Origin of the sequence: Algoriphagus resistens, from assembly GCF_001442615.1 — a bacterium.
Taxonomy (GTDB): Bacteria; Bacteroidota; Bacteroidia; order Cytophagales; family Cyclobacteriaceae; genus Algoriphagus; species Algoriphagus resistens.
Genome location: NZ_LMXN01000008.1, coordinates 96,228 through 113,485 on the forward strand (window position 1 = coordinate 96,228; position 17,258 = coordinate 113,485).

Below are 17,258 nucleotides of genomic sequence, written 5' to 3' on the forward strand. Positions count from 1 at the left end.
TCGATATTCATAGCGCTAATTTTATGGGTGTTTCGCAAAACACTGGCTTTTCAACCAAGTCTAAAAACCCCAAGCTAGGCCTTCAAAGTTCCTCACGCCCCTGCCATCAAATATAATCCGGCCGCCAATACCGCGCCCACACAGGGGCCAAGTATGGGCACCCAGGCATAATCCCAACCTGAACTTCCTTTGCCCTTAATCGGTAAAATGGAATGCATAATCCGTGGCCCAAAATCACGGGCCGGATTGATCGCATACCCTGTGGTTCCACCCAGTGACAATCCTATCACCCAAACAAGGAATGCCACGGGAATTGCTCCCAGCGACCCCATGCCTATAGGAGTTTCATTCAAATCGCCGATTTCCACCCCCTGATTGTACAGGATCACAAGGATCAGGACAAAAGTCCCCACCACTTCGGAGAGAAAATTTAAAGGAAGATTTCGTATGGCCGGAGAAGTTGCAAACGGTGCTGCTTTAAGCCCGGCATCTACTGATGCATCGTAGTGGTCCTTGTACATCAGCCAGGCCATCCCCACCCCGATCATCGCTCCTAAAACCTGGGCTATTATATAGCCCGGAGCCAATGCCCAGTCAAATTGCCCAGTCAAAGCCAAACCTATGGTAACAGCAGGATTGAGATGTGCCCCACTGTAAGGCCCGGCAACGACCACACCAACAAATACACCCAACGCCCAACCTGTAGTGATGGCCATGATACCGCCTCCGTTCCCTTTGGTCTTTGGCAAAAGCATATTTGCCACTACACCTGAACCCAGTAAGAGCAATAAGCCTGTTCCAATTAATTCTGCTAGATATGCATTCATTATTCTATCCAGTTTTTTGAGCGTTCAACCGCTTTATGCCAAAAATCAATCAATTTTGTCCGTTCTCCATTTTCCATCCGTGGAATAAAGCTTTTATCCGCATTCCAAAGTGAATTGATCTCTTCCCGATCCTTCCAAAACCCAACTGCCAAACCTGCCAGAAATGCCGCGCCGATTGCCGTGGTTTCAATAATCTCAGGGCGTTTGATTTCACAATCCAGCAGATCTGCCTGAAACTGCATCAAAAAGCTGTTTGCAGTGGCTCCTCCATCTACCCGAAGCTCTTGCGTGGGCTTTCCACTGTCCTTTTCCATGGCTTTGAGCACATCGTAAACCTGATATGCAATCGCTTCCAACGCTGCCCGGGCCATGTGTGCTTTAGTCGTACCTCGGGTGATTCCGAAAAAAGCCCCGCGGGCATTTTGATCCCAATGCGGCGCGCCTAAACCAGATAGTGCCGGAACAAAATAAACTCCCTCATTACTTTCTATACTATCCGCCAACCGTTCACTTTCACGCGCATGCCGGAAAAGTTCAAGACCATCCCGTAACCATTGAATAGCTGCTCCGCCAATAAATACTGATCCTTCCAGTGCATAATTGATTTCATCACCAATCTTCCAGGCAACTGTGGTGAGCAACTGGTTTTTTGACCTCACCGCCTCTTTGCCGGTGTTCATGACCAAAAAGCAGCCTGTGCCATAGGTTGTTTTGGCCATTCCGGGCTCAGTGCACAGCTGACCGAAAAGTGCTGCCTGCTGGTCTCCGGCAATACCTGCAATCGGAATTTTCACGCTGAGCACATCTCCGGCGGTTTCGCAGTAAACCTCACTACATGATTTCACTTCTGGCAAAAGGGAACCGGGAATATCAAATAAATCCAACAACTCCTTGTCCCATTCCTGCGAATGGATATTGAAAAGCATCGTCCGGCTAGCATTGGTAATGTCAGTGATATGGGTTTTGCCCGCAGTAAGCTTCCAAACCAACCAGGAATCCACCGTCCCAAAAGCAAGTTCACCCGCTTCAGCGCGTGCTCTGGCCCCTTCTACGTTCTCAAGAATCCATCTGATTTTGGTGGCTGAAAAATAGGCATCGATAATCAAACCCGTTTTGGAAACTACCGATTCCGCATGTCCCTGATCCTTGAGCTCATTACAATACGCTGCTGTTCGGCGATCCTGCCAGACGATTGCTTTGTATATCGCTTCGCCAGTCTTCCTATCCCACACAATGGTCGTCTCACGCTGGTTTGTAATTCCAATCGCAGCTACCTGATCCGCTCTGATACTTTTATTGACTAATGATTCTATCATCACAGAAGACTGGGAAGTCCAGATTTCGCCAGGATCATGCTCCACCCATCCGGGTTTAGGGAAATGCTGCTTGAAATCCTTTTGGGCAACAGAAACGATCTTGCCCTTTTTATCAAAAAGAATAGCTCTGGAACTGGTTGTGCCTTGGTCCAGAGCCATTAAATAGGGTTTATTTTGGCTCATTTTGGGTTATTTTTTATCAAATACTTCGACGCTGTCTTGTTAAAGTCAGCCAACTCTGATTCTATCCATTTTTCATCTTTCTCCATTTCTTTAGCCATCAGCCTGGCAACTATGGGTGCGGTATCTATCGCTGCCTGGGCGTCCAGAAAGAGCATGCGGATCCTTCTTGCCAACACATCTTCTACCTTCACGGCCATTTCTTCCCGCACTGCCCAAATCACTTCCGCCTCTATATTGGGGAAATCAGGATGCAGTTTTGCACCCCAGGCTTTCTCTTCCTTTATCAAGTCTTGGATATACTGCGCATCAAAACCATAAATCCCCCAATGTCCTTTAGGAACCCGGTTTGTAGCTCCGTGGATTTTCATGTCCAGCGATTTACTTTCATTCAGTTTTTCTCCGGTGACTTTAGTGAAGTACCCCACGGTATCCTCTCCCATTTTTCGGAAAGTCGTCCACTTGCCTCCCGTCAATGTGACCAAACCGCTTTCAGATAAAATCACTTTATGGGACCGGGAGATCTCTTTAGTTTTGGTGCTGCCTTCCTTTGGCCTGGCAAGTGGTCTGAGACCGGCGAAAACAGATCTCACGTCGGCCCGGGTTGGCGTCTTCGCTAAATAACCCGCGGCAGTTTCCAGTACAAAATCAATTTCCTTTTGTAGCGCTTCCGGTTCCAATTTTGGCTTTTCACGAAGTGTGTCGGTAGTTCCCACTACGAGTTTCCCATGCCAGGGAACGGCAAAGAGAACTCTCCCATCTCTGGTTTTTGGGATCATCAGCGCATCCTTTCCTCCCAAAAACTCAAGATCCAAAACCAGATGGATTCCCTGGCTTGGCTGGATCATTTTTGATGCTTCGGGGTTATCCATCTTCAGGATTTTATCCGCAAAGACCCCGGTTGCATTCACTACCATTTTCGCATTCACTTCGTATTTTTTTCCTGAAAGCCTATCTGAAACATGCAATCCGGTGATTTTGCCAGCATCATTTTTCACCAGACTGTTCACGCTGAGGTAATTCAACACGCAGGTACCGGCTTCATCAGCGGATTGGGCGAGATTTAGAGCAAGTCTGGCATCATCAAACTGGCCGTCATGATAGACTACGCCCCCATAAAGTCCCTCTGATTTTAGACCCGGAAGTCGTTTAAGCGTTTCATTCTTTGAGATAAATTCAGATTTACCCAGACTCAACCTGCCGGACATCCAATCATACACTTTCAGGCCTACACTGTACATGAACCGGTCTTTGGCAGTGAAAATAGGAATAATAAACGGCTGGTTATGTGCTAAATGAGGAGCGTTTTTCAATAGTTTCCCCCGTTCCTTAAGCGCCTCAAAGACTAATCCTACCTCACCTTGGGCAAGATACCTCACCCCTCCGTGGACTAGCTTGGTGCTCCGGCTGGAAGTACCTTTGGCAAAATCAGCTTTTTCGAAAAGAACGACTGAAAGTCCCCTGGATATAGCATCCAATGCTACTCCAAGGCCTGAGGATCCACCACCGATGATAGCAATATCCCATATTTTACTGGTGTCCTGTAATTGTTTGAGGTTTTCTGGGCGATTCATATTGATTAAAAATACCGATTTAAGGTAGGGAAAAAATTGGGAAAGAATAACCCAAATCGCTGATAGAATCGCATAACCCCTCTCAAATTAATAATCCTTATAGGTTTTCCGGTTTACAGAGGACATTCCACCTTCCTCTAAAGAAACCTCATAAATGTAATCGTACTCCCAGTCTTCCAGATTTTCATAGTTCTCACCGTCCCCCACAAAATAATTAACGACTTGCCCCACCGTATTGCTATGGCCGATTACCAATACGTTTCCTTCCATCGTCCGTAATTTCCCGACAAGCTCATCATGGTTTTTCGGGTCATAGATTTCTATTTCAACCCCTGCTTCACTTGCCGTTGGAGCAGCAGTTAATCGCGTTCTCTTATAATCAGTGCTGAAAACATGGGTAATCTCCTTATCAGCTAGAATCTGGGCGAGCTTCTTCGCTCTCACATTTCCTGCTACCGAAAGTTCGGGGTCATTTCCGGTCAACTGCTTTTCAGCATGTCGGACTATGTAAATCGTTTTGGGCTGTTGCTTACCAGAGCATGCTGCAAATAATGAAGCAATTAAAAAGAGGAGGATATATTTCATCCCCAAAAGTTAAACAATTCTGTAAATGATTTAAAGGGAGCACTAAAAAGCAAAAAATTCTATGCTTCCACGTGGACCCTGGCAAATTGGAACCTCCATGCCTACTCCTTGCGGTAAAAAAAACCCTCGCGATCAAAAAAATCCAAAGGTTAAGTATTTACCCGCTAAATGAATTATCCAAGTGCTGGTCTTTAGTCTTGATGCTTTCATATTCCAGGAATTGCTCCCAGAATTCCTCCTCGGGCACCGCGGCTCTTAGGTAAAGTTTCTCTTTTTTGATCGGGTGGACGAACACCAAATTAAATGCATGCAGATTGATGCTAGCATCCGGATTTGGCTTTGCGAAGCCATACTTGATGTCCCCGCGTATAGGACAACCCATAGATGCCAGCTGTACCCTTATCTGGTGTGGACGGCCTGATACAGGGCGGACTTCGATCAGCCAATGATCATTCATGAAGCCTAAAGTCTTGTAGTTCAACTCAGCTTTTTGAGAACCGGGCACTTCACGGTCGTGTGCCGTCACTACGTTTTTCTGCTCATCTTTTACCAGATAGTGCGTCAATTTCCCACTTTCTTCTCTTGGCTTTCTCTTTACCAGCGCCCAATACACTTTATGGATCTCTCTTTTGCGGAAAAGCTCCATCATACGCTCCAACCCTTTGGATGTACGGGCAAAGGCCACCAAGCCACTTACCGGTCTATCCAGTCTGTGTATAGGATGTAAAAAAACCGCTCCTGGTTTGTCGTATTTCTTGGCAATATATTCCTTCAGGTAGCCGGTCAAAGTCTTATCACCCGTCTTATCCCCCTGCACCAATATGCCGGCAGCTTTATTTACTATTAAAAGGTGGTTGTCTTCATAGACAACTGTGAATGGCTTCTTTTTCATAATCAATGACAAAGGTAAGAATTTCGCAGGAGTTGAATAAGGGAATTTTCAGGAGCTTTAAAAAGGAGACCAAAAGCTCTATAGGGGGGAGATCTCAGGATAGCGTCATCATGTTTGAGCAATTTCCCAAAGTAAATTTCTGCGAAAGAATTCTTCAGCTATTTGAATCCCAAACTAGGTAAATTATCGGATATTTTTACTAATACACTAGATAAATTATCCCTTCGGAATCCCCTCTTTAATGCTTTCCACCCATCCCTTCACCAGCTCCAGACCATATTCTGTCAAGTGGGCTTCCGGGTGATATTGAATCCCAAGAATCGGTAAATTTTCATGCACTATTCCCATCACTTCACCTAATTCCGTTTCCAGTATCACTTCTAGTTCCCCTGGTAAATCTGTCAATTGGAGAGAATGATATCTAGTTACCTTAAAAGCAGCAGGAATTCCCGCTGTGTACAGATGTGCTGAAGTAATATATACTTCATGGACTTTCCCGTGCGTAGGAACTTTGTTCTTTTTTAATTTTGCCCCAAAAAATTCACCTATCGCCTGATGTCCCAAGCAAACTCCCAAAACAGGGACTTTATCATGACAGTAGGCTAAAATTTCCATCAAATTACCTGCCTGAGAGGGCACTCCCGGCCCTGGCGATAACACCAGACCATCAAAACTAAGTTTCTTGATTTCCTCCAGCGGTACATCATTGCGGAGAACAAGTAATTCCACCCCCGTCTGTCTCAGCAAATCAGCTAACATGTAACTGAACGAATCAAAATTATCTATCAGCAGCAGCATCCTTGATTTTCTCCACGATCTCATCCAGCTTCTCCAGACTCTCCTCTATGCTTGGGAAAAAGGGCTCTATTGCTGCGACAATACCAGGTGCAATAGGTTCGATAAAATATAGCATCTCCGAATTCTTTGTCCATTTTTCAGGCATCTCCAATTTGAAGAGACTAGCCAACCAAAAGAACAGACTGATGAAAAAGGCCGCTTTCACCACCCCAAAAACCGCCCCAACTGTAGCATCTAATGGACCAAGGAGTACCATGTCCATTAGCTGCTTGAGTATCCATCCCACAATCTTGATGATCAGAAGGGTAAGAATAAAAATCACTATAAAACCGAAAATCGGAAAGCCAAGATTAAATTCCGTGACATTTTCGGCCAGCCAGTCATTCATCGGAGACATAAAATAAAGACCTAAGATCACGGCGATCACAAATCCAAAAAGACCCAGAACCCCAAGAAGAAATCCTGTGCGGAATCCTTCATAGGCTCCCAGGCCCAGAATGACCACGATAATGATATCTATTATGCTCAACTTAGCTGTTCAGTATGGTTTTTACTTTCTCAGATATCACTTTGCCATCAGCTTTTCCAGCCAATTGCTTGCTGGCCACGCCCATTACTTTGCCCATATCTTTTGGACTTGAAGCACCTGTTTGCGCAATTATTTCCTTAATCGCAACGGTAATCTCCTCATCTGTCAGTGCTTTTGGAAGAAACTCTTGCAGCACTTCCAGCTCAGCCATCTCTACATCATAGAGGTCTGCTCTATTTTGCTGTTGATAAATATCCGCCGAATCCTTTCGCTGCTTGGCAGCTTTGGTCAAAAGCTTCAATTCATCTTCCTCAGTAATCTCAGCCTTAGCCCCGCTTTTGGTTTCTTCCAAAAGAATCAGCGACTTGATAGATCTTAACGCGCCCAATCGGGTTTTGTCTTTTGCGATCATTGCCGATTTAATTTCACTTTCTATTTTCTGCTTTAAACTCATTAGTCCTAAGTTTGCGTTACACTTCTAATAATTCAGACAAAAATACCTTTTTCGACTCGGATATGACCAAGCTAAGCGTAAATATTAACAAGATCGCCACTCTTCGCAATGCCCGAGGTGGGGATAATCCCAATGTAGTAAAAGTCGCCATGGATGCAGAGTGCTTTGGAGCACAAGGAATTACCGTGCATCCACGGCCTGATGAACGTCACATCCGCTACCAGGATGTGCTTGATCTGTCCAAAGTAGTCAGGACAGAATTCAATATTGAAGGCTACCCCGACCACCGGTTTATGGAGTTGGTGCGGAAAGTGAAACCTGCGCAAGCCACCCTGGTCCCTGATCCACCAACCGCGATCACTTCAAATAATGGCTGGGATACGATCTCAAATCAGAGCATGTTGAAAGATATTGTGGCCGAATTACATGAGTCAGGCGTGCGTGTATCCATTTTCATCAATCCAGAGCTCAAATACTTCGAACCCGCAAAGCTTACAGGCACGGATCGGGTTGAGCTATACACGGAGCCTTACGCTTCCAATTATCATAAAGACCGGGACACCGCTGTCAAGCCTTATATAAAAGTAGCTGAAGTAGCGCGGGAATTAGGGCTTGGACTAAATGCAGGGCATGACTTAGACTTGCAGAATCTAGCCTTCCTGAAGCAAAGTATACCCTATCTTGACGAGGTTTCCATCGGTCATGCCTTGGTTTGCGATACACTTTATTATGGCCTGGAAAATACAATCCAGATGTATAGGAGGAAGCTTGAACTTGAATAACAGAATTGGAAGCTTGAAAAATCAGAAAATTGTAAGAGAGAAGAAATGAAGGCAGGAGGATCAAAAGATCCCGCAACCTGTAATTCGCAAATCCCAACGTCAAAATGAAATTAAATTTTAAGAAAACAGGCTCCGGAAAGCCATTGATTATACTTCACGGACTTTTTGGTTCGGCAGACAACTGGTTTAGTATATCCAAAGAACTCAAGGATCACTACACGCTTTACTTAATAGACCAACGCAATCACGGAGATTCGCCACAGTCAGATGACTGGAACTATGAAGTGATGGTAGAGGATCTGAAAGAGCTGATGGATAATGAAGGCCTGAAAAAAGCGTACCTGATGGGACACTCCATGGGTGGCAAAACGGCTATGAATTTTGCCTTGAGATATCCTGACAAAGTAGAAAAACTGATCGTTGCAGATATAGCTCCGCGCTATTATGCTGTGCACCACCAGCGAATTCTGGAAGGGTTGAATGCGCTGGACCTAAATGAAATCCAATCTAGAAAAGAGGCCGATGAGGAGCTTTCCAAGTATGTCCCCGAAGTCGGTGTCCGTCAGTTTTTGCTGAAAAGCCTAGGCAGGGATTCGGATGGATTCCAGTGGAAAATCAATCTTCCTGTAATCACTGAAAAAATCAACGAAGTGGGCAAAGCCTTACCTGAAGGAGAAAGCTTCACCGGTCCGACTCTTTTTCTGGCTGGCGCTAACTCCAGCTACATCCAACAATCTGATATTGATGATATTGATGCCTTTTTCCCCAATAATGTGGTGGAATTCATCGCAGACGCCGCCCACTGGCTACATGCAGAGCAGCCAGATGCAGTAGTGGAGGAAATCAGAAAGTTTTTGAAATAGGCATGATCTAGGCTATATCAACGTAATTGAAAAAGTTTCTGACCCTAAAAAGCCCTATTCCATCTAAATTTCCGTTCTTTTTTAAACAACGACCCAATGCCCAAAGGAAAACTCTTCCTCATACCGAATGTACTTGCAGACAACACGCAAGACGCTGTCATTACACCTCAGGTGAGAGAGGTAATCACCAACACCAAAGTCTATCTGGTTGAAAACATGAGAACTGCCCGTCGCTACATCAGCAGTCTCAAGCTAGGGGTAAATCTAGACCATGTCCATATGGAAATTCTGGACAAGGGTACCTCTCCTGAGTTCATCAACCGTCTTATGCAGCCGCTTATTAATGGAGCTGACATCGGAATTATCTCTGAAGCAGGCTGTCCGGGAATTGCTGATCCGGGAGCTTTGGCAGTGGAGCATGCACATAAAAAGGGAATTCAAGTTGTGCCTCTTTCCGGGCCGAGCTCTATGTTTATGGCGTTGATGGGATCCGGGTTTTCGGGCCAGTCATTTGCCTTTCACGGCTATCTTCCCATAGATAAAAAAGACAAATCTTCCGCAATCAAAAAGTTGGAAGCCGAATCGCTTCGGGAAAGAAGAGCCCAGATTTTTATGGAAACCCCATTTCGCAATAACCAGTTGCTGGAGGATTTATTGAAGACATTAGCTCCGCAGACTAAGCTTTGCATTGCAAAAAACATAACAGGCTCAGATGAGATGATCCTGACCAAAACCGCTCAGGAATGGAAGGAACTTCCACTTGATCTGCATAAGATCCCAACTGTTTTTATACTTCAAAGCTTTTAATCCATGTTTACAATCGACGCACACCTTGATCTGAGTATGAATGCACTGGAATGGAATCGTGATCTGACGCTTCCTGTTTCAGAAATCAATGCCCGGGAAAAGGGGCTTACAGATAAGCCCGATCGTGGTAATGCGGTAGTTTCTCTGCCTGCGCTTCGGGAAGGGAATATTGGATTGGTTGTCGCCACACAAATTGCACGGTATGTGGCTCCCGGAAATTCACTTCCCGGCTGGCATTCACCGGAGCAGGCCTGGGCTCAAACCCAAGGTCAGCTCGCCTGGTACCAGGCGATGGTGGATAAAGGCGAAATGACGCAGATCAGAAACCTTGCTGAATTGGATGCACACTTGGACCTTTGGGAAAACGGGGAGGATACTACCGGCAAAGCGGTAGGATTTATACTTTCTCTCGAAGGAGCGGATTCAATTGTGGATTTGGGTTATTTGGAAAAAGCCTATGAGACGGGACTCCGTGTCCTAGGCCCGGCCCACTATGGGCCAGGCAGGTACGCGCATGGCACAGATGCCTCAGCTCCTCTCAATAACCAAGGGAAAGCACTTATCCGCAAAATGGATGAGTTGGGAATTATCCTGGACACCACCCATCTGTGCGATTTGGCATTTTGGGAAGCTTTGGAGATTTACCGTGGACCGGTCTGGGCAAGCCATAATAATTGCCGGGCGCTGGTGAACCACAACAGGCAGTTTTCTGATGAAATGATCAAAGCATTGATCGATCGAGGTGCGGTGATCGGCGGAGCAATGGATGCCTGGATGTTAAGTCCTGGATGGGAAAGGGGAAAATCAACTCCGCAAGAAAGAAATGTTACCTTAAGCACAGTTTTGGACCACATGGAGCACATTTGCCAGATCGCAGGAAATGCTGACCACGTAGGAATTGGCTCGGATTTGGACGGTGCCTTTGGCACAGAGCAATGTCCGGCTGATCTCAAGACTATTACAAATCTGAACGTTATTCCTGATTTATTGGAAAAAAGAGGTTTTTCGGAAGCTGATATTGAAAAAGTAATGCGAAAGAACTGGCTGAATTTTCTAAGAAAAGCATGGGCCTGACTTTTTTATGCTATTGATCATAAAAGCCCTTTGCCACTCAGGTTTAGGGCTTTTTTCTTGAAGTCTTTTTTTACTACGGTGGGAACAGTGTTCCAGTGATATCCTGCGATTTTTCCCATCGGTGAAGGCAAGGCCTGGTTCATGAATGTATTTTATTGCACCGAAGAAATCATCCCCGCTCTTTACTTTTTGATTTCTACGTTTTTCGCTGACGGCCAGAATTTAATCTCCCATTTATCCCAAAACAGGAAAGTATCTTTTCCAATTTTCCTTATCTTAAAAACCCGAGTCTTATTCTCTTTTTTGTTGTTTTACGTTTAACCCAACCCAAAATGAAACCCATAGTACAAATCTCTTTAGACCTTACTGACATTGATGAAGCGCTGGAAACAGCTGCGTTGGCAATGCGCGCAGGAGTGGATTGGCTGGAAGCCGGCACCCCACTGATTCTTGCCGAAGGACTTCATGGAGTGAGAAAATTGAGGGAGGCTTTCCCTGGAATCCCCATTGTAGCGGACTTGAAGACCATGGACGGTGGTTATCTGGAAGCAGAAATGATGGCAAAAGCCGGAGCCACCCATGTGGTCGTAATGGCCAGGGCACATGAAGAAACCATCAAATGTGTGGTGCAAGCGGGTAAAGATTACGGGGTGAAGGTCATGGGCGATAATCTAGGCTGTCCCGACATGGTCGGGGGAGCGCGGTTTTTGGAAGATCTTGGGTGTGACTATGTAATCCACCATATCGGTTTCGATGAGCGACGGGGAATTGCAGCTGCAGGACACCGGATGCCAAGCCCACTCGATCAACTTCGGGAAGTGGTGAATGCTGTACAAGTCCCCGTTCAGGCAGTAGGAGGACTCTCACTTGAGCAGGCCATACAATGTCCGCAATATGGAGCGCCGCTGGTTGTGCTTGGAGCGCCGTTGACCATTGATGCAGACGCTTTCAAAACTGCCGATGGCGATCTTGAAGCCTCCCTTAGGAAAATTTGCGCAGCCATACATTCCCAGACAATCAACAATTCTTAAACTCAACATCACATGTCAATATCAGGTAAATCTGCCGCTGTAGTCAATTTTTCAGAAGTAAAAGGCTCGGTGGAAATCAGGGAAATCCCCATTCCTGAAATCGGGGACGAGGACGTGCTCCTAGAAGTAGAAAATGTAGGTGTTTGTGGTAGCGATCTGCACCAGTGGACATCCGATCACAGTTGGCCAGTAAATTATCCAGTGGTCTTGGGACACGAGTTCGGTGGGAAAATAGCAACAGTTGGAGAGCGGGTGAACGGGTGGAAAGTCGGGGATCGGGTAGTCAGCGAAACCGCCGCTGTCATAGATCCACAAAACCCCATGAGCAAAACCGGCCTGTATAACCTGGATCCTACCAGAAAAGGCTTCGGCTATGGAGTGAATGGGGCTATGACAAGATTCGTAAGAGTCCCTGCCCGATGTTTGCACCGTGTGCCTGATGCGCTATCTTTTGAAGAAGCCTGTCTTACCGAGCCTTGCTCTGTAGCTTACAATGCCGTTGCAGTAAACTCCCACATCAAACCGGGAGATCGGGTAATCGTCATCGGCCCCGGAACAATCGGGATCCTATGTGCTGCGGTGGCAAAAATTTGTGGTGGAGACGTAGCCATTCTTGGATTGGAAAAAGATCGGGGAAGGCTGGAAATAGCCAAAAGTTATGGCATCACACCAATCATCAATGACGCTTCAGAATGGGCCAGAAAAACGGATGGGCTTGGAGCGGATCTGATAATCGATGCAGCTGGGATCAGCATCACATTGAAAATCGCCATGGATCTCGTTCGTCCCAATGGACAAATCACCAAAGTGGGCTGGGGACCTACTCCCTGCAACTTTTCCATTGATCCATTGGTACAAAAAAATGTAAGACTTCAGGGAAGTTTCAGCCATAATTGGCCGATCTGGGAGAAAGTCATTGGCTTACTTGGCAGTGGAGCGTTAAATGTAAAACCCATTATTGGAGGTATCTGGCCGATTACGGAATGGCATGAGGCATTTGAGAAAATGCATAGTGGGGAAGTCGTAAAAAGTGTACTTAAACCCGTATGATATGCGATTAAAAGACAAAGTAATTATCGTGACAGGAAGCACAATGGGTATAGGCAAAGCCATTGCCAAAAAGGCAGTGTCCGAAGGCGCCAAAGTGATCATCCATGGCCTCGAAGAAGCCCTGGGGAGTAAAGTAGTTTCCGAATTAGGCAAAGAACACGCAAGATTGCATATTGAAGACCTCGCAGTGGAAGGAGCTACGCAAAGACTCGTTGACCTTGCCATAGCGTCTTGGGGCCGTCTTGATGCCATTGTAAATAATGCGGCAATTGTCGCGGCTTCTACTCTTTTGACTACTGACAAGGCGTTCATAAACCGTATGCTGGAAGTAAATACACTCGCTCCCTTATTCTTGACACAGTCGGCTCTTCCCCACCTCATAAAAAGTCATGGCGCGGTATTGAATATCGGTTCTATAAACGCCTGGAGCGGTGAGCACAATCTGTTGGCCTACAGCATTTCCAAAGGCGCACTTATGACCATGACCAGGAATTTGGGAGATTCTCTTTTCCGTGAGAGCGGTGTACGCGTCAACCAGATAAATCCGGGCTGGGTACTTACTGAGAAGGAGATTGAGAGAAAAAAAGAGCATGGACTTTCTGATACCTGGTACAAAGACCTGTCTAAACTTTACGCTCCGGCAGGAAGAATAATTTGGCCAGAAGAAATCGCCGCAGCGACTGTTTATTGGCTTTCGGATGAAAGCGGGCCAATCAGCGGGCAAGTGGTTGATCTGGAGCAATTCCCCATGATAGGCAGGAATATCCCAAAAGACCCGAGTACTATTCCACATAAATAAACTAAACGTATAAAATGCCAAAAATAGCCGCCTTTCCCAAAGCCTTTATGCATGCACTTTGCAAAGATGGCAGCATGAAACTTTCAGAATGGATAACCCTTGCTTCCGGGCTGGATATCAATGGATTGGAATGGTATGCGGGTTTTCTGGAAATGGAAAAAGAAGAAAACTGGCGACTCTTCCGAAAGATGGTAGAAGACAAGGGAATGGTGATTCCCATGATGTGCTGCTCTCCTGATTTCACACATCCCGATAAGACATTCCGAGAGAAAGAGATTCAAAAACAGAAGAGATGGATGGAAATGACCGACGAGCTTGGAGGAAAATATTGCCGTGTACTGTCAGGGCAATATCGGCCGGAACTCACAGAGGAAGAGGGGATTAAATATGCTTCAGAATCCATTCAAGCCTGTCTTCCCTATGCCAAATCACTGGGCATCACATTGATCCTGGAGAATCACTACAAAGATGACTTTTGGGACTATCCTGAATTTGCTCAGAAAAGGGAATTGTTCACCAAGCTGGTAGACAGCGTGAAGGATCCGAATTTCGGGGTGAATTATGATCCCAGCAACGCATTTTTGGCGGGAGAAGATCCATTGGATTTATTGTATGAAGTTTCAGAGCATGTGGTCACTATGCATGCCAGTGATCGGTTTTTGAAGTATGGTACTCTAGAGGATTTGAAAAATGAGGAAAGAGGGGTAACTGGCTACGCTGCCCGGTTAAGCCATGGGGAAGTTGGAAAGGGGCTGAATGATTACGATGCGATTTTCACCGAACTGAAGCGTGTGGGATTTGACAGTTGGATCAGCATAGAGGATGGAGTCGATGGAATGGACCAGCTTCAGCGGAGTGTGGCATTTTTGAAGAAGAAAATTTCTCAATATTGGCACTCATGAACATTACAAACATGAAGGCAGAGCACCTTTTCTCTTCACAATGCATCTTAGGCGAGAGTCCATTTTGGCATCCGGCACGCCAAAGTTTTTTCTGGGTAGATATAGAAAACGGAAAATTATTCGAATATCATTTAGCTACTGAGAAGACAAGTGTAAAATCATTCCCCCATCGGCTGACATTGGTTTTGGAGGGAAAAGAAAATGAGTTGGTTTTGGCACTGGACCGTAAAATTGCTTCTTACAATTTGGACTCGGAAGAATTGGAATGGCTGGCCGAAGTAGAGACTGAGTTTCCGCTGAACAGGTTTAATGACGGAAAGTGCGATGCAAAAGGGAGACTTTGGATCGGAACCCTCAGCACAGAATTCACTGAAGGTTCAGGCTCGCTATATAGCGTCAGCAGGGATCTAACCCCAGGAAAGCAACTGGATCAATTGACCATTTCCAATGGAATGGCCTGGACTGGGGATAATCAGACCTTTTACTTTATTGATACGCCTACCAGACAAATCAAGGCGTTTAAGTTTGGTCTGGACACTGGGACTCTTGAATTTGATCACGTTGCCATCGAGATCCCAGAGGAATTGGGAATGCCTGACGGGATGTGTATAGATGAGGAAGGAATGCTCTGGGTGGCACATTATGGAGGCGCAGGTGTTTACCGCTGGGATCCGGGTACAGGCAGACTGCTGCAACAAGTGGAGATCCCGGCTCCGCATGTTACCTCCTGTGCTTTTGGGGGGAAAAATCTAGACCTGCTTTTAGTCACCACCGCCCAGGAGAATATGAGCCCAGAACAGTTAAAAAGCTATCCCAAGAGCGGTGATGTATTCCTGGTGAAGACACAGGCAAAAGGGAGTAAAGCATATGGTTTTTTGTATTGAAAAAGCATATTCAAAAGATAAAATAAAGGGTTTTAGGGTGTTGGTTTGGACTTAGAAACAGGGATGATTCTGGATTCATTATATAAATTAGGAGGAAATATTATATAAGCACATCCTATAAGCTCGGAGTGGGATGATGAGTACCTGACTAGGCAGCCACTTCAAAATTTCAGTTTGGCCAATACCGGTAAATGATCAGAAGAGTAATGCTCCTGTATGACTTCGTGAAACAGAGACTGAATCCCAAGCCCTTCGGAATACAAAATAAAGTCAATCGCTTTTCTGGGATTCACTACCGGAATTGTATTCGGGCAGCCTTGCTCGCATGTCCTGTCAAAAGTCTTATCCAAATGAGCCATCGTCTTGCTGCTTGCCTCCACATTGAAGTCTCCTACCAGAATTATCGGTAATTTCTCTTCTTCAAAATAGGTGGTGATTGCTTCGGCTTGTGCAAGTGCGTTTGTATCACTGGTAAAGTCCAGATGCGTATTTCCAAACCTTACCTGTACCTCTTCTGGTAGCTCCACAGTAACCACAGATAGCGTTCTTCTCTCAGTTCCGGTTTCTTCTGGCAAATGAACCGTCTCCATTTCTGAAATAGGGTATTTGGAAAGAATGGCTGTCCCGTAAGTTCCCCCTTTGTAGTCAATGCCCTTTGAGAAATAAAACTTCATACCCGTGAGTTCAGCAAGCTTTTCGGCTTGGTTAAGATGCACCCCAGACCGCTCATTGTTCACATCAATCTCCTGTAAGCCAATCAAATCAGCCTTTGAATTTAAGATCACCTTCGCAATGCCATCTACATCTATCAGTCCGGGTTTACTTGGGGGATTACAGTGATGCACATTATAACTCAGCACTTTAACTTCCAGACTTTCTGTGATTTCTGGTTGTTGAATTGGTTCTGTTGGGAGAGAAGGCCCCTGGCCATTCGCACAAGAATTAATCAAACCAGTCAGGAGTACCAGTGTATATATGCGAAGTCTTTTCATGTGTTTATAATTGTTATAAAATGGTCAGATGGAATCTTTGGCGATTAAAATAATCATTGCTCTGTGTGTTTAATGATGATTTTGACCGTGTCGATTTCATAAGGGTTTTAGAAATGAAACAGATATCTAATTTCAATTGCTTTTCAGAACCAAAACTGCCTCTATTGGCAGGTGGTCTGAATAGTGAATAGTTGAAGGGATTTTGACGTGGGTCACTTTCTTGATATGGACTTTACTGGTCCAGATATAATCTATCTTCTTGGAAGGATCTATTACAGGAAAGGTATTTCCCAATTTTTCATCCGCCATTTTTAATTGCCTTGAAAACAGTTCTATTTCTTCTGTCCCAGGCTCTGCATTAAAGTCTCCTGTAAGGATAAGTGGCGAGTCGGCCTCAAGAAATCCCAACGTTTCAGCCGACTGGATCAATCGCATGGATTGATCCAGGGCAAGATGAACTGTGGCAAAAACAAGCACTTTTTTATTGGCCAGGGAAATTTTAGTAGAAAGTAATGCCAAGGATCTTTTCTCGCCATTTTTTATGGAAGTGATTTGGTCATGCTGTTGGCTGATAATAGGATATTTAGACAGTATTCCCAACCCGTATGCACCCCCGTCGTATTCAAAATGCCTCTGAAAAGCATAATGCATTCCAGTAATATCTGCCAGAACTTTCATTTGATCAACCTTGCCTGAGCGGTTGCACATACTATCCACTTCTTGCAAACCTATCAGATCGGCCTGGGTACCTTTGATATATTCTGCAATTTCCTCTAGCGTATTAACCTCATTTTTATCGGCACCGTGGTGGATGTTGTAGGAAATAACTTTCAGAGATTGTGCTAAAGAGCAAGGCATGTTAAGGAAGGTTGCACCCAGGACCAGAAAATAGAATTTGAAAATCATAGTACCAATTTAA

19 protein-coding genes are annotated in these 17,258 nt (G+C 45.3%); 9 read left to right on the forward strand and 10 right to left on the reverse strand.

Annotation, left to right across the window (positions count from 1 at the left end; genetic code table 11):
• Positions 1-92 precede the first annotated feature (92 nt).
• The 8 genes from AS141_RS15095 to AS141_RS15130 form a co-directional block, all read right to left on the reverse strand.
• Positions 93-827, reverse strand: coding sequence for an MIP/aquaporin family protein (locus AS141_RS15095; protein ID WP_057938514.1), 735 nt, complete (start codon positions 825-827; stop codon positions 93-95).
• Complete coding sequence (gene glpK / locus AS141_RS15100) at positions 827-2,326, reverse strand: glycerol kinase GlpK (protein ID WP_057938515.1); 1,500 nt, start codon at positions 2,324-2,326, stop codon at positions 827-829. The genes AS141_RS15095 and glpK overlap by 1 nt, the downstream gene beginning before the upstream one ends.
• Complete coding sequence (locus AS141_RS15105; protein ID WP_057938516.1) at positions 2,323-3,897, reverse strand: glycerol-3-phosphate dehydrogenase/oxidase; 1,575 nt, start codon at positions 3,895-3,897, stop codon at positions 2,323-2,325. The genes glpK and AS141_RS15105 overlap by 4 nt, the downstream gene beginning before the upstream one ends.
• 87 nt (positions 3,898-3,984) lie before the next feature.
• Positions 3,985-4,482 (reverse strand): SixA phosphatase family protein, encoded by a 498-nt coding sequence (locus tag AS141_RS15110; protein ID WP_057938517.1) that lies wholly within the window; start codon positions 4,480-4,482, stop codon positions 3,985-3,987.
• 157 nt (positions 4,483-4,639) lie between these two features.
• Positions 4,640-5,374 (reverse strand): RluA family pseudouridine synthase, encoded by a 735-nt coding sequence (locus tag AS141_RS15115; protein ID WP_057938518.1) that lies wholly within the window; start codon positions 5,372-5,374, stop codon positions 4,640-4,642.
• Positions 5,375-5,590: 216 nt separating this feature from the next.
• Entirely contained in the window at positions 5,591-6,172 is a 582-nt protein-coding gene (locus AS141_RS15120; protein ID WP_057938630.1) for an anthranilate synthase component II, read from the reverse strand.
• Positions 6,153-6,701 (reverse strand): CvpA family protein, encoded by a 549-nt coding sequence (locus AS141_RS15125; protein ID WP_082632312.1) that lies wholly within the window; start codon positions 6,699-6,701, stop codon positions 6,153-6,155. The genes AS141_RS15120 and AS141_RS15125 overlap by 20 nt, the downstream gene beginning before the upstream one ends.
• 1 nt (position 6,702) lies before the next feature.
• Positions 6,703-7,155 (reverse strand): GatB/YqeY domain-containing protein, encoded by a 453-nt coding sequence (locus AS141_RS15130; protein ID WP_057938520.1) that lies wholly within the window; start codon positions 7,153-7,155, stop codon positions 6,703-6,705.
• Between the two features lie 62 nt (positions 7,156-7,217).
• On the opposite strand from AS141_RS15130, the gene AS141_RS15135 reads away from it, so the two are divergent.
• From AS141_RS15135 to AS141_RS15180, 9 genes are all read left to right on the forward strand, one after another.
• Positions 7,218-7,937 carry a pyridoxine 5'-phosphate synthase gene (locus AS141_RS15135; RefSeq protein ID WP_057938521.1) on the forward strand — a complete coding sequence of 240 codons (720 nt, stop codon included), beginning with the start codon at positions 7,218-7,220 and terminating at the stop codon, positions 7,935-7,937.
• A 104-nt stretch (positions 7,938-8,041) separates the two neighbouring features.
• A complete protein-coding gene (locus AS141_RS15140) occupies positions 8,042-8,800 on the forward strand; it encodes an alpha/beta fold hydrolase (RefSeq protein WP_057938522.1) in 759 nt (252 codons plus the stop codon).
• 96 nt (positions 8,801-8,896) lie between these two features.
• Entirely contained in the window at positions 8,897-9,607 is a 711-nt protein-coding gene (locus AS141_RS15145; RefSeq protein WP_057938523.1) for an SAM-dependent methyltransferase, read from the forward strand.
• Between the two features lie 3 nt (positions 9,608-9,610).
• Positions 9,611-10,681 carry a dipeptidase gene (locus AS141_RS15150; protein ID WP_057938524.1) on the forward strand — a complete coding sequence of 357 codons (1,071 nt, stop codon included), beginning with the start codon at positions 9,611-9,613 and terminating at the stop codon, positions 10,679-10,681.
• Between the two features lie 332 nt (positions 10,682-11,013).
• Positions 11,014-11,712 carry an orotidine 5'-phosphate decarboxylase / HUMPS family protein gene (locus AS141_RS15160; RefSeq protein WP_057938526.1) on the forward strand — a complete coding sequence of 233 codons (699 nt, stop codon included), beginning with the start codon at positions 11,014-11,016 and terminating at the stop codon, positions 11,710-11,712.
• Between the two features lie 12 nt (positions 11,713-11,724).
• The gene (locus tag AS141_RS15165; protein WP_057938527.1) at positions 11,725-12,762 is read left to right on the forward strand and encodes a zinc-binding dehydrogenase; all 1,038 of its coding nucleotides are present in this window, start codon (positions 11,725-11,727) and stop codon (positions 12,760-12,762) included.
• A gap of 1 nt (position 12,763) precedes the next feature.
• On the forward strand, positions 12,764-13,561 hold the full coding sequence (locus AS141_RS15170; RefSeq protein ID WP_057938528.1) for an SDR family oxidoreductase: 798 nt from the start codon (positions 12,764-12,766) through the stop codon (positions 13,559-13,561).
• A 14-nt stretch (positions 13,562-13,575) separates the two neighbouring features.
• Positions 13,576-14,463 (forward strand): sugar phosphate isomerase/epimerase family protein, encoded by an 888-nt coding sequence (locus tag AS141_RS15175; protein WP_057938529.1) that lies wholly within the window; start codon positions 13,576-13,578, stop codon positions 14,461-14,463.
• On the forward strand, positions 14,460-15,347 hold the full coding sequence (locus AS141_RS15180; protein ID WP_232424931.1) for an SMP-30/gluconolactonase/LRE family protein: 888 nt from the start codon (positions 14,460-14,462) through the stop codon (positions 15,345-15,347). Before AS141_RS15175 ends, AS141_RS15180 begins: the two co-directional genes overlap by 4 nt.
• Before the next feature lie 161 nt (positions 15,348-15,508).
• Here AS141_RS15180 and AS141_RS15185 read toward each other — a convergent pair whose 3' ends face one another.
• Both AS141_RS15185 and AS141_RS15190 read right to left on the reverse strand, forming a co-directional pair.
• Positions 15,509-16,339 (reverse strand): endonuclease/exonuclease/phosphatase family protein, encoded by an 831-nt coding sequence (locus AS141_RS15185; protein ID WP_082632313.1) that lies wholly within the window; start codon positions 16,337-16,339, stop codon positions 15,509-15,511.
• A gap of 132 nt (positions 16,340-16,471) precedes the next feature.
• Entirely contained in the window at positions 16,472-17,245 is a 774-nt protein-coding gene (locus AS141_RS15190) for an endonuclease/exonuclease/phosphatase family protein (protein ID WP_057938530.1), read from the reverse strand.
• Positions 17,246-17,258: the final 13 nt, after the last annotated feature.